Here is an 11,384-nt window from a genome sequence, read left to right as displayed (position 1 = left end):
CCGGCAGCGGTACGTTGACGCCAACCATGCCGACTTCGATCTCGTCGCAGAACAGACGCGCCGCTTCACCGTCACGGGTGAAGATGCAGGTGCCGTTGCCGTATTCGTGATCGTTGATCAGTTGCATCGCCTCTTCCAGGCTGTTCACACGAACGATGCACAGGACCGGCCCGAAGATCTCTTCTTTATAGATGCGCATCTCTGGGGTGACGTTGTCGAACAGGCAGCCACCGAGGAAGAAGCCTTCTTCATGACCGGCCACGCTGAAACCACGACCGTCGACCACCAGGGTCGCGCCCGCTGCCACGCCGTCGTCAACGTAACCGCTGACTTTGTCGCGCGCCTGACCGGTCACCAGTGGCCCCATGTCCAGACCGCACGAAGTGCCGGCGCCGATTTTCAGCGCCTGAATCTGTGGAACCAGTTTCGCCACCAGCGCATCCGCGACCTGGTCACCCACACACACGGCAACCGAGATCGCCATGCAACGCTCGCCGCACGAACCGTAGGCCGCGCCCATCAGTGCACTGACCGCGTTATCCAGATCGGCATCCGGCATCAACACTGCGTGGTTCTTCGCGCCGCCCAGTGCCTGAACGCGTTTGCCGCGCTTGGTGCCTTCGGCATAGATGTACTCGGCAATCGGCGTCGAACCGACGAAACTCAGCGCTTTGACTTCCGGCGCTTCGATCAAGGCGTCCACCGCAGTCTTGTCACCGTGCACCACGCTCATCACGCCTTTCGGCAGACCGGCTTCCAGCAGCAGCTGAGCGATCAGCAGTGTCGAGCTTGGATCGCGCTCGGACGGCTTGAGGATAAAGCAGTTCCCGCAGACAATCGCCAGCGGGTACATCCACAGTGGCACCATGGCCGGGAAGTTGAACGGGGTGATCCCGGCAACGATGCCCAGCGGCTGGAAGTCCGACCATGCGTCGATGTTCGGGCCGACGTTGCGGCTGTACTCACCCTTGAGGATTTCCGGGGCAGCGCAAGCGAACTCGACGTTCTCGATGCCACGCTTCAGTTCACCGGCGGCGTCTTCCAGAGTTTTACCGTGTTCTTCGCTGATCAATTGCGAGATGCGTGCTTCGTTCTGCTCCAGCAGTTGCTTGAAGCGAAACATCACTTGCGCACGTTTGGCCGGTGGCGTGTTGCGCCATGCCGGGAACGCAGCCTTGGCGGCATCGATGGCTTTCTGGATAGTCGCCTGGCTGGCCAGTGGCAGCTTGTGGATAGCCTGACCGGTAGACGGGTTGAATACATCAACCGCGCGACCGTTCTCGGTCACCAGTTCGCCATTGATCAAATGCGGGATAACGCTCATCGAAAACTCCTGAATTCTTGGCCACGGGCCCCGTCAAGGAGTGCCCGTTTTTGTAGGTATATATAGAAGGAAAAATCAGTCGAGTTTGTTCAGCACTTCGCCGACCGCGTCGAACAGACGATCGAGGTCTTGCGGCTTGCTGTTGAAGGTTGGCCCGAACTGCAGGGTGTCGCCGCCGAAGCGCACGTAGAACCCGGCTTTCCACAGAGCCATGCCGGCTTCGAACGGACGCACGATGGCGTCGCCGTCGCGCGGGGCAATCTGGATCGCGCCGGCCAGACCGAAGTTACGGATGTCGATAACGTTCTTCGAGCCTTTCAGACCGTGCAGCGCGTTCTCAAAATGCGGAGCAACTTCCGCAACGCTCTGTACCAGATTCTCCTTTTGCAGCAGGTCGAGTGCTGCCAGGCCAGCGGCGCAGGCCACCGGGTGCGCCGAGTAGGTGTAGCCGTGCGGGAATTCCACAGCGTATTCCGGGGTCGGCTGATTCATGAACGTCTGATAGATCTCGGAGCTGGCAATCACCGCGCCCATCGGGATCGCGCCGTTGGTGACTTGCTTGGCGATGCACATCAGGTCCGGGGTCACGCCAAAGGTGTCGGCGCCGAACATATTGCCGGTACGGCCGAAACCGGTGATCACTTCGTCGAACACCAATAGGATGCTGTGCTGATCGCAAATTTCGCGCAGACGTTTCAGGTAACCCTGTGGTGGAACCAGCACGCCAGCGGAACCGGCCATAGGTTCTACGAATACTGCGGCGATGTTCGAAGCATCGTGCAACTCGATCAGCTTCAACAGCTCATCGGCCAGCGCAATACCACCCTGCTCCGGCATGCCACGGGAGAACGCATTGCTCGCCAGCAAGGTGTGCGGCAGGTGATCGACGTCCATCATCGCCTGACCGAACAGCTTGCGGTTGCCGTTGACGCCGCCGAGGCTGGTGCCGGCGATGTTCACACCGTGGTAGCCACGGGCACGGCCAATCATTTTGGTTTTGGTCGACTGCCCTTTCAGGCGCCAGTAGGCACGGACCATTTTCACCGCGGTGTCAGCGCACTCGGAACCGGAGTCAGTAAAGAAAACGTGGTTCAGATTGCCCGGGGTCAGTTCGGTGATTTTCTCAGCCAACTGGAACGACAGCGGGTGGCCGTACTGGAAGCCCGGCGAGTAATCGAGGGTGCCCAACTGTTTGGCGACCGCTTCCTGAATTTCCTTGCGGGTGTGGCCAGCGCCACAAGTCCACAGGCCAGACAGCGAGTCATATACCTTGCGGCCCTTGTCGTCGATCAGCCAGCTGCCTTCGGCGCCAACGATCAGACGCGGGTCGCGCTGGAAGTTGCGGTTGGCGGTGTACGGCATCCAGTGCGCGTCCAGCTTCAGTTGGCTGGCCAGTGGCGACGGCGCGTTTTCAGGCATGTTCATCGGGCAAAACCTCGCAGGGCATAAGCTTCAGGGAGATAAAAAGCGTTGTTGCAGCTAAATTGCCACGCGGATAAAGTCTGTGAAATTCAACTCTTCTAACCTTCAGTTAGAACTCTGCTAAACAATGAGAATAATGAGATGAGCAGCCGCCGCCCCGATCCGCTGGCCCAGGTCAGTGACTTTGATATTCGCCTGCTGAGGATTTTTCGCAGTGTGGTGGAATGCGGTGGCTTCTCGGCGGCGGAAACCGTGCTCGGCATCGGTCGCTCGGCGATCAGCCAACAGATGAGCGACTTGGAGCAGCGCCTCGGTTTGCGTTTATGCCAACGTGGGCGCGCGGGGTTTTCGCTGACCGAAGAAGGTCGCGAGGTGTATCAATCGGCGCTGCAACTGTTAAGTGCGCTGGAAAGTTTCCGCACCGAGGTCAATGGCCTGCACCAGCATTTGCGTGGTGAGCTGATCATCGGCCTGACCGACAACCTCGTCACCCTGCCCCATATGCGCATCACCCACGCCCTCGCTCAGTTGAAGGAGCGCGGGCCGGATGTGCAGATTCAAATCCGCATGATTGCGCCGAATGAAGTCGAGCAAGGCGTGCTCGATGGGCGTTTGCATGTCGGCGTAGTGCCGCAGGCCAGCGCGTTGTCGGGGCTGGAGTATCAGCCGCTGTACAGCGAGCGTTCGCTGCTTTATTGCGCGGTGGGTCATCCGCTGTTTTACGTCGATGACAAACAACTCGATGACGAACGCCTGAACAGTCAGGACGCGATTGCGCCGACGTTCCGTTTGCCGGCGGAGATTCAGGCGCATTACCAGGCGCTCAATTGCACGGCCAGTGCTTCTGACCGTGAAGGTATGGCGTTTCTGATTTTGACCGGACGTTACATCGGTTACCTGCCGGATCACTACGCCAGTCTCTGGGTGCAGCAAGGTCGTTTGCGTGCGCTGAAAGCGCAAACACGTTTCTACGACTTGAGCCTCGCATCGGTCACGCGCAAGGGGCGCCGCCCTCATTTGGTGCTGGAGAGCTTTCTGGAGAGTCTGGCGGCAACGCGTTGAAGGCAAGATCAAAAGATCGCAGCCTGCGGCAGCTCCTACGTTTGCGGGTGATTCGCTCATAAAGCTGAGCAAGTGGACAGGTTTTTGCAGAGGGGGAATTACTTCGTTCCTTTGATAAGAAGCCTTAAGCCATGCAGCCAGATTCCGCACCGTCCAGCGACCTGATCTACGGCCTCAACGACCGCCCCAAACCACTCGCCGCGATACTCGCGGCGCTGCAACACGTACTCGCCAGTTTCGTCGGCATCATCACCCCGCCGCTGGTGATCGGCTCGGCCCTCGGGCTGACCGCGCATTTGCCGTACCTGATCAGCATGGCGTTGATGGTTTCGGGCGTCGGCACCTTTATTCAGGCGCGGCGGCCATTCGGGATTGGCGCGGGAATGATCTGTCTGCAAGGCACCAGTTTTGCTTTTCTTGGTGCGGTGCTGTCGGCCGGTTTTCTGGTCAAGCAACGTGGCGGCAGCCCGGAAGACATTCTGGCGATGATCTTCGGTGTGTGCTTTTTCGGCGCAGTCGTGCAGATCGTCCTCAGCCGCTTCATCGGCCAGTTGCGCAGAGTCGTCACGCCGCTGGTGACCGGCATCGTTATCACCCTGATCGGCATCAGTCTGATCAAGGTCGGCATCACCGATCTGGGCGGTGGCTTCAATGCGCCGGACTTCGGTGCACCGGGCAATCTGGCGCTGGGCGTGTTTGTGTTGCTGACGATCATTCTGCTCAACCGCTCGAACACGCCATGGGTGCGCTTGTCAGCGATCATCATCGGCTTGGTGCTCGGCAGTCTGGCCGCGTGGTTCAGTGGGAAGCTGGTGCCGCAGCCGTTGCCTGACTTGCCACTGGTGAGTTTTCCTACGCCGTTCAAGTTTGGCTTCAGCTTCGACTGGACGGCTTTCCTGCCGGTCGCGCTGATTTATCTGATCAGCACCATCGAAACCGTCGGCGACCTCACCGCCAACTGCATGCTTGCCCGCCAGCCGATCAGCGGCCCTTCCTATATAAGCCGCCTGCGCGGTGGCGTACTCGGCGACGGCGTGAGTTGCATGATCGCCGCGACGTTCAGCGCTTTCCCCAACACCACGTTCGCGCAGAACAACGGCGTGATCCAATTGACTGGCGTCGCCAGCCGCTACGTCGGTTTGTACATCGGCGCGATCCTGTTTTGTCTCGGTATGTTCCCGATGATCGGCGCCGTGCTGCAACAGATCCCGAAACCGGTGCTCGGCGGCGCGACTCTGGTGATGTTCGGCGCGGTGGCCGCTGCCGGCGTGCGCATCCTCGCGCAGTCGCCGCTGGACCGACGCAGCATGTTGATCATCGCCACGTCGTTCGGCGTCGGCCTGGGCATCGCCGCACAACCGAACCTGCTGCACCTGCTGCCGAAACTGGTGCAGAACCTGTTTGATTCGGCGATCACCAGCGGTGGCCTGACCGCGATCATCCTGTGTCTGCTGCTGCCGGAGTCGAAACCAGAGGTCGCTGAAGCACCTGCTTCGCTGAACAAGATCGAACAGGCGTAACGGTTTTATTGCGCAAGGACTTGTCGGATGCCTGTGGGTGCGCTATCAACGCAACTGGTTGCACCCACAGACAAACCCGGAAGTGCCTATGACCTTTGAAGTCCCAGCCCATGGCGGCAAACCCGCCAGCCGCATTCGTCAGAAAAACGAAGAGACCATCCTCAAAGCCGCCGAAGACGAATTCGCCCGTCACGGTTACAAAGGCACCAGCATGAACACCATCGCGCAGAATGCCGGATTGCCCAAGGCCAACCTGCATTACTACTTCACCAACAAGCTTGGGTTGTACGTGGCGGTGCTGAGTAACATCATCGAGCTGTGGGACAGCACCTTCAACACCCTCACCGCCGAAGACGATCCCGCCGAAGCGCTGACCCGCTACATCCGCGCCAAGATGGAATTCTCCCGGCGTCAGCCGCAAGCCTCGCGAATCTTTGCGATGGAAGTGATCAGCGGCGGCGAATGCCTGAGCGAATATTTCAATCAGGATTACCGCGCCTGGTTCACTGGCCGCGCGGCGGTGTTTCAGGCGTGGATCGACGCAGGCAAAATGGACCCGGTCGATCCGGTGCACCTGATCTTCCTGCTGTGGGGCAGCACCCAGCATTACGCTGACTTCGCCACGCAGATCTGTCGCGTCAGCGGGCGCAGCAAGCTGACCAAACAGGACATGGAAGACGCCGGCAACAACCTGATCCGCATCATTCTCAAAGGCTGCGGCCTCACTCCTCCTCTATAAGACGCTTATGCCTTTCACCCTCAGCGGTTTTTGCGAGTACCGCGAAGAGATTCGCAAAAGCCGCTTTATCACCTTCGCCACGCCGATCGGCAGCCCCGCCGAGGCCCAGGCATTTTTCGAACAACACAGCGATTTCAACGCCTCGCACAATTGCTGGGCGTGGAAACTCGGCGATCAATACCGCAGCAATGACGACGGCGAACCGGGCGGTACGGCCGGGCGACCGATTCTGGCGGCGATTGAGGCGCAGGATTGCGATCAGGTCGCGGTGTTGGTGATCCGTTGGTACGGCGGGATTCAACTCGGCACTGGGGGTTTGGCCCGGGCATATGGCGGTGGCGCGAACAAGTGCATGCAAACCGCAGCGAAGATCGAATTGATCAGTCGGGTGCCGTTGAGCTGCGCTTGCGGATTTGCCGAGTTGGCGTTGGTGAAGTTACGAGTGGCGGATCTGGGTGGGTTGGTGGTGGAGGAGAACTTCACCGCGAACGGGGTTGAGTTGAAGTTGGCGATAGGTGAGGCGCAGATTGCGCTGCTGCAGGGGCAGTTGGCGGATCTGAGTCGGGGGCGGATTTTGTTGCAGCGCTGAAGCAAGATCAAAAAATCGCAGCCTTCGGTAGCCCCTACGGTAGTTGCGATGTTTTGGGGCGAACGCGATTTTACGTATTCCACACACTTGCCCACATCTGCTGTGTACCCGACTGTGGATAACCTGAGTACATTCCGCTGTAACCCTTCTGTCACGTGGCTTTGCGCGGTTTGCTCACTTTTCGTTCAATTCATCCGACGAAATGAAATTTTCAAGCCGAAACAATCAGTTAGCACTGTTTATCACCATTAGAAGAAAGCACCGCAGTGCTTATGCCCGGGTGCACAGCTTGCGCACAATAACTGTGGAACAAGCTGTGGATAACCCGTTCATGGCTGGCGCAGTCGCTGGATCCATCTAGCCCCCGAGGGTTTGCTCGTTTTTTGATCAGATCATCACGGGCAAAACTGGCGCCCGATCAACGGCTTTGCTCTGAATTGGTGCCGTCGTCGCGCAAAATTCAGCCCTGAATGCTCTACGCCAAGTGCAGCCAGAGGCCCCCCGCTCGCGTTCCTGACTCAATGGCCAGGAAATTGCTTTATCCACAGGCACAACTCCAAGCAAGTCGAGCCTGTCATGTCTATTACTGCTCCCATCCCGCGTCTGCAATTGCGCCATATCAGCAAACGCTATCCCGGTTGTCTGGCCAATGACGCCATCGACCTGAATATCGCGCCGGGCGAAATCCATGCACTGCTCGGTGAAAACGGTGCCGGCAAAAGTACCTTGATGAAGATCATCTACGGCGTCACCCAGGCCGACGCCGGCGAGATGCTCTGGCAGGGTCAGCCAGTGAATATCCGCAACCCGGCGCAGGCACGGCAGTTGGGGATCGGCATGGTGTTCCAGCATTTTTCGTTGTTCGAGACGCTTAATGTGGCGCAGAACATTGCGCTGGCCATGGGTGCTGCAGCCGGCACGCCGAAACAACTGGAACCAAAGATTCGCGAAGTGTCGCGCCGTTACGGCATGGCGCTGGAGCCGGAGCGACTTGTCCACAGCCTGTCGATCGGCGAGCGGCAACGGGTGGAGATCGTTCGCTGCCTGATGCAGGACATTCGTCTGCTGATTCTCGACGAGCCAACCTCGGTGCTGACGCCGCAAGAGGCCGACGAGTTGTTCATCACCCTGCGCCGCCTCGCCGCCGAAGGCTGCAGCATTCTGTTTATCAGCCACAAGCTTGGTGAAGTGCGCGCGTTGTGTCACAGCGCCACGGTTCTGCGCGGCGGGCGTGTCGCCGGACATTGCCGGCCGGCCGAGTGCTCGGATCAGCAGTTGGCGCAGTTGATGGTCGGCGAAGCCGCGGCGTTGATTGGCGACTATCCGAAGGTCAGCGGCGGCGCGGCGTTTTTGCGGGTGAGCGGATTGAGTTGGCACAACCCGGATCCGTTTGGCTGCTCGTTGGCGGACATCAATCTGCAAGTACGCAGCGGTGAAATCGTCGGCATCGCCGGGGTTGCGGGCAATGGTCAGGATGAGTTGCTTGCCCTGCTCAGCGGCGAACAAACCTTGCCTCGGGCGGAGGCCGCGACCATTCGCTTCGCTGAGCAACACGTCGCGGACTTGCGCCCGGATGCGCGGCGCAAACTGGGTTTGGCGTTCGTGCCTGCCGAACGCCTCGGCCACGGCGCGGTACCGGAATTGAGTCTGGCCGATAACGCTCTGCTTACCGCGTTCCAGCAAGGCTTGGTCAGCCACGGTTTGATCGAACGCGGCAAAGTCGAAGCCCTCGCCCAACAGATCATTCAGCGTTTCGGTGTGAAAACCCCGGACACGCACACCGCCGCGCGCAGTTTGTCCGGCGGCAATCTGCAGAAATTCATCCTTGGCCGGGAAATCCTGCAGCAACCGAAACTGCTGATCGCCGCGCACCCGACCTGGGGCGTCGACGTCGGCGCGGCTGCGACCATCCACCGCGCGCTCATCGCGTTGCGCGATGCCGGCGCAGCGATTCTGGTGATTTCCGAAGACCTCGACGAACTGTTCCAGATCAGCGATCGCCTCGGCGCGTTGTGCGGCGGGCGCCTGTCGACGTTGCACAACACCACCGATACACAACTCATCGACGTCGGCGGCTGGATGGCCGGTCAGTTCGATCATTCGCTTTCAGCCGCCACGTTTTAACGGAGTTTTCCACATGCTGCTTTCCCTCGAACCCCGTGGCCAGCAATCGCGCTTGATGCTGTGGTGCTCGCCGTTGTTGGCAGCGGCGCTGACGCTTGGTTGCGGCTCGCTGCTGTTTATCGCCCTTGGCCACGACCCGCTGCAAACCTTGCACACGCTGCTGATCGCGCCGGTCAGCGATTTGTATGGCGTCTCTGAATTATTGGTCAAAGCGCTGCCGATTCTGCTCTGCGCACTGGGGTTGGCCGTGGCGTATCAGGCGCGAATCTGGAACATCGGCGCCGAAGGTCAATTACTCCTCGGCGCGCTCGCCGGCAGTGCCTTGGCGGTGAATATCATCGGCATGCAAAGTCGTTGGGCGCTGGTATTTATTCTGCTCACCGGCACCCTCGCCGGTGCGGCGTGGGCCGGGCTGACCGCGTGGTTGCGCACGCGCTTCAACGCCAACGAAATCCTCACCAGCATCATGCTCAATTACATCGCCCTGAACCTGCTGCTGTTCTGTGTGCACGGACCGTTGAAAGATCCCGCCGGCTTCAACTTTCCCGAGTCGGCGATGTTCGGCGACGCCAGTCGTTTGCCGCTGCTGATGGACGATGGCCGCGTGCATGCCGGGGTGTATTTCGCCTTGCTCGCACTGGTCGCCGTGTGGGTGTTGTTGCAGAAAAGCTTTGTCGGTTTCCAGATCAAAGTGCTTGGCATGGACAAGCGTGCCGCAAGGTTTGTCGGCTTTCGCGAGAAGCGCTTGATCTGGCTGGCGCTGTTGATCAGCGGCGGCTTGGCAGGGCTCGCAGGTGTCTGCGAAGTCACCGGGCCGATTGGCCAATTGGTGCCGCAGGTTTCGCCGGGGTATGGCTATGCGGCGATTACCGTGGCGTTTCTCGGGCGCCTGAATCCGATCGGGATTCTGTTCTCCAGCCTGTTGATGGCGCTGCTGTACATCGGTGGCGAGAGCGCGCAAATGACTCTGAATCTGCCGCAGGCGATCACCCAGTTGTTCCAGGGAATGATGCTGTTTTTCCTGCTCGCCAGTGACGTGCTGATCCTCTATCGGCCACGTCTGAATCTGCGCTGGGTGAAGCGCACTTCGACCACCGCCGTAACTGCCGGAGCGCTGTGATGGATATCGATCTGTTGAGCAATATTTTCTACGCCATGGTGCGTTGCGGCACACCGCTGTTGCTGGTGGCGCTGGGGGAACTGATCTGCGAGAAGAGCGGCGTGCTTAATCTTGGGCAGGAAGGGATGATGCTGTTTGGCGCGGTGATCGGTTTTATCGTCGCGCTGAACAGCGGCAACCTGTGGCTCGGCGTGTTGCTGGCGATGTTGGCCGGGATGCTGTTGTCGTCGCTGTTTGCCTTGGTGGCGTTGGTGTTCAATGCCAATCAGGTGGCGACCGGTTTGGCCCTGACTATTTTTGGTGTCGGGCTGTCGACCTTTGTCGGCGCGGCTTGGGTCGGTAAACCGCTGGCTGGGTTTGAGCCGTTGGCGATTCCTTATCTGAGTGACATTCCGCTGATCGGGCGGATGCTGTTTGCTCAGGATCTGCTGGTGTATCTGTCGTTCGCGCTGTTTGCGCTGGTGGCGTGGGTCATCGTCAAAAGTCGTGTCGGGTTGATCATTCAAGCCGTGGGCGAGAACCCGGATGCGGCCAGTGCGATGGGCTTGCCGGTGTTGACGGTGCGCACGCTGGCGGTGCTGTTTGGCGGGGCGATGGCCGGGTTGGCCGGGGCGTATCTGTCGCTGGCGTACACGCCGATGTGGGCGGAAAACATGACCGCCGGGCGTGGCTGGATCGCGCTGGCGCTGGTGGTGTTTGCCAGTTGGCGAGTGTGGCGGTTGTTGCTCGGCGCATATCTGTTTGGCCTCGCCAGCATCCTGCACTTGGTGGCGCAGGGGTTGGGGCTGGCGATTCCGTCGAGTCTGCTGGCGATGCTGCCGTACGTGGCGACGATTGTGGTGCTGGTGTTGTTGTCGCGGGATGCGCTGCGTACGCGGTTGTATGCGCCGGTATCGCTTGGGCAGCCTTGGCAGGCGGGGCATTAAGAGGTGAATTTACTGGCCTCTTCGCGAGCAAGCTCGCTCCCACAGGGGATCTGAGTGAACTCGGTCAACTGTGGGAGCGAGCTTGCTCGCGAAGGCGTCAGCACAGGCAACACTTGAGCAATGCCCCACGCCAGTTCGAATACCAGGAAAACAATCAGAATCGAACTGGCACCGTGTAACAAGGCATACGCCTGCCAAGCCGCAAACAAAAACCTGGCCACCGCGTCATACCGTCCATAAAGCGCCTGCGGATCACGAATCCGCAGCACCGCCCAAACACACACCACCGAACCCAACAGATTCGCCATCAACAGATGCACAGGCTGAAACGCCGGCAGTTCGCCGGGCAAGTCCAGTGCGGTCAATAAACCGTGCACAAGCGCAAAACTCCACGGCGTGGCAAACGCCGCCGTGACGATCAGGTCATACCAGGCGCTGCCACGCACCACGTTGCGATACTGCGTTGAAGTCCACATTGTCCTTGCTCCAGAAATCCAGGGAGCAAGTACGGTAAAGCCTGGAGTATGCTCCAGGGTCAATAGCCCTTTGAGAGCCAGC

General features: G+C 59.6%; 10 protein-coding genes (1 of these 10 only partly in view). 7 read left to right on the top strand and 3 right to left on the bottom strand.

Going from position 1 to position 11,384, the window contains the following annotated elements:
* Together ACRRSD_RS18875 and ACRRSD_RS18870 are read right to left on the bottom strand one after the other, a co-directional pair.
* Nucleotides 1-1,324, bottom strand: partial view of a CoA-acylating methylmalonate-semialdehyde dehydrogenase gene (locus tag ACRRSD_RS18875; RefSeq protein WP_038360740.1) — the 5' portion only. It extends 170 nt beyond the left edge of the window; only the first 1,324 of its 1,494 coding nucleotides appear in the window; its start codon is at nucleotides 1,322-1,324; its stop codon lies beyond the left edge, outside the window.
* A 75-nt stretch (nucleotides 1,325-1,399) separates the two neighbouring features.
* On the bottom strand, nucleotides 1,400-2,749 hold the full coding sequence (locus ACRRSD_RS18870) for an aspartate aminotransferase family protein (protein ID WP_435034663.1): 1,350 nt from the start codon (nucleotides 2,747-2,749) through the stop codon (nucleotides 1,400-1,402).
* Nucleotides 2,750-2,887: 138 nt separating this feature from the next.
* Between ACRRSD_RS18870 and ACRRSD_RS18865 the strand changes: the two genes are divergently transcribed.
* The 7 genes from ACRRSD_RS18865 (at nucleotide 2,888) to ACRRSD_RS18835 (ending at nucleotide 10,826) form a co-directional block, all read left to right on the top strand.
* On the top strand, nucleotides 2,888-3,808 hold the full coding sequence (locus ACRRSD_RS18865) for a LysR family transcriptional regulator (protein WP_305441260.1): 921 nt from the start codon (nucleotides 2,888-2,890) through the stop codon (nucleotides 3,806-3,808).
* A gap of 131 nt (nucleotides 3,809-3,939) precedes the next feature.
* Nucleotides 3,940-5,328: a uracil-xanthine permease family protein gene (locus ACRRSD_RS18860; protein WP_435034662.1), complete on the top strand. Its 1,389-nt coding sequence runs from the start codon at nucleotides 3,940-3,942 to the stop codon at nucleotides 5,326-5,328.
* Between the two features lie 88 nt (nucleotides 5,329-5,416).
* Entirely contained in the window at nucleotides 5,417-6,067 is a 651-nt protein-coding gene (locus tag ACRRSD_RS18855; protein WP_038360732.1) for a TetR/AcrR family transcriptional regulator, read from the top strand.
* Between the two features lie 7 nt (nucleotides 6,068-6,074).
* The gene (locus ACRRSD_RS18850) at nucleotides 6,075-6,656 is read left to right on the top strand and encodes an IMPACT family protein (protein WP_435034661.1); all 582 of its coding nucleotides are present in this window, start codon (nucleotides 6,075-6,077) and stop codon (nucleotides 6,654-6,656) included.
* Between the two features lie 576 nt (nucleotides 6,657-7,232).
* A complete protein-coding gene (locus ACRRSD_RS18845; RefSeq protein ID WP_435034660.1) occupies nucleotides 7,233-8,780 on the top strand; it encodes an ABC transporter ATP-binding protein in 1,548 nt (515 codons plus the stop codon).
* A gap of 13 nt (nucleotides 8,781-8,793) precedes the next feature.
* On the top strand, nucleotides 8,794-9,900 hold the full coding sequence (locus ACRRSD_RS18840; protein ID WP_435034659.1) for an ABC transporter permease: 1,107 nt from the start codon (nucleotides 8,794-8,796) through the stop codon (nucleotides 9,898-9,900).
* Nucleotides 9,900-10,826 carry an ABC transporter permease gene (locus ACRRSD_RS18835; protein ID WP_134175660.1) on the top strand — a complete coding sequence of 309 codons (927 nt, stop codon included), beginning with the start codon at nucleotides 9,900-9,902 and terminating at the stop codon, nucleotides 10,824-10,826. Before ACRRSD_RS18840 ends, ACRRSD_RS18835 begins: the two co-directional genes overlap by 1 nt.
* On the opposite strand, the gene ACRRSD_RS18830 is transcribed toward ACRRSD_RS18835, so the two are convergent.
* Nucleotides 10,823-11,302, bottom strand: coding sequence for a hypothetical protein (locus tag ACRRSD_RS18830; RefSeq protein WP_435034658.1), 480 nt, complete (start codon nucleotides 11,300-11,302; stop codon nucleotides 10,823-10,825). The genes ACRRSD_RS18835 and ACRRSD_RS18830 overlap by 4 nt on opposite strands.
* Nucleotides 11,303-11,384: the final 82 nt, after the last annotated feature.

Origin of the sequence: Pseudomonas neuropathica, from assembly GCF_051174785.1 — a bacterium.
GTDB lineage: Bacteria > Pseudomonadota > Gammaproteobacteria > Pseudomonadales > Pseudomonadaceae > Aquipseudomonas > Aquipseudomonas neuropathica_A.
The sequence above is the reverse complement of the archived record's forward strand: the minus strand, read 5'-3'. Positions and strand labels throughout refer to the sequence as shown.

Coding starts and splice junctions, on each gene's coding strand:
- ACRRSD_RS18830 (WP_435034658.1), bottom strand. CDS start 11,302: ATGTGGACTTCAACGCAGTATCGCAACGTGGTGCGTGGCAGCGCCTGG.
- ACRRSD_RS18870 (WP_435034663.1), bottom strand. CDS start 2,749: ATGAACATGCCTGAAAACGCGCCGTCGCCACTGGCCAGCCAACTGAAG.
- ACRRSD_RS18845 (WP_435034660.1), top strand. CDS start 7,233: ATGTCTATTACTGCTCCCATCCCGCGTCTGCAATTGCGCCATATCAGC.
- ACRRSD_RS18850 (WP_435034661.1), top strand. CDS start 6,075: ATGCCTTTCACCCTCAGCGGTTTTTGCGAGTACCGCGAAGAGATTCGC.
- ACRRSD_RS18835 (WP_134175660.1), top strand. CDS start 9,900: ATGGATATCGATCTGTTGAGCAATATTTTCTACGCCATGGTGCGTTGC.
- ACRRSD_RS18860 (WP_435034662.1), top strand. CDS start 3,940: ATGCAGCCAGATTCCGCACCGTCCAGCGACCTGATCTACGGCCTCAAC.
- ACRRSD_RS18865 (WP_305441260.1), top strand. CDS start 2,888: ATGAGCAGCCGCCGCCCCGATCCGCTGGCCCAGGTCAGTGACTTTGAT.
- ACRRSD_RS18840 (WP_435034659.1), top strand. CDS start 8,794: ATGCTGCTTTCCCTCGAACCCCGTGGCCAGCAATCGCGCTTGATGCTG.
- ACRRSD_RS18855 (WP_038360732.1), top strand. CDS start 5,417: ATGACCTTTGAAGTCCCAGCCCATGGCGGCAAACCCGCCAGCCGCATT.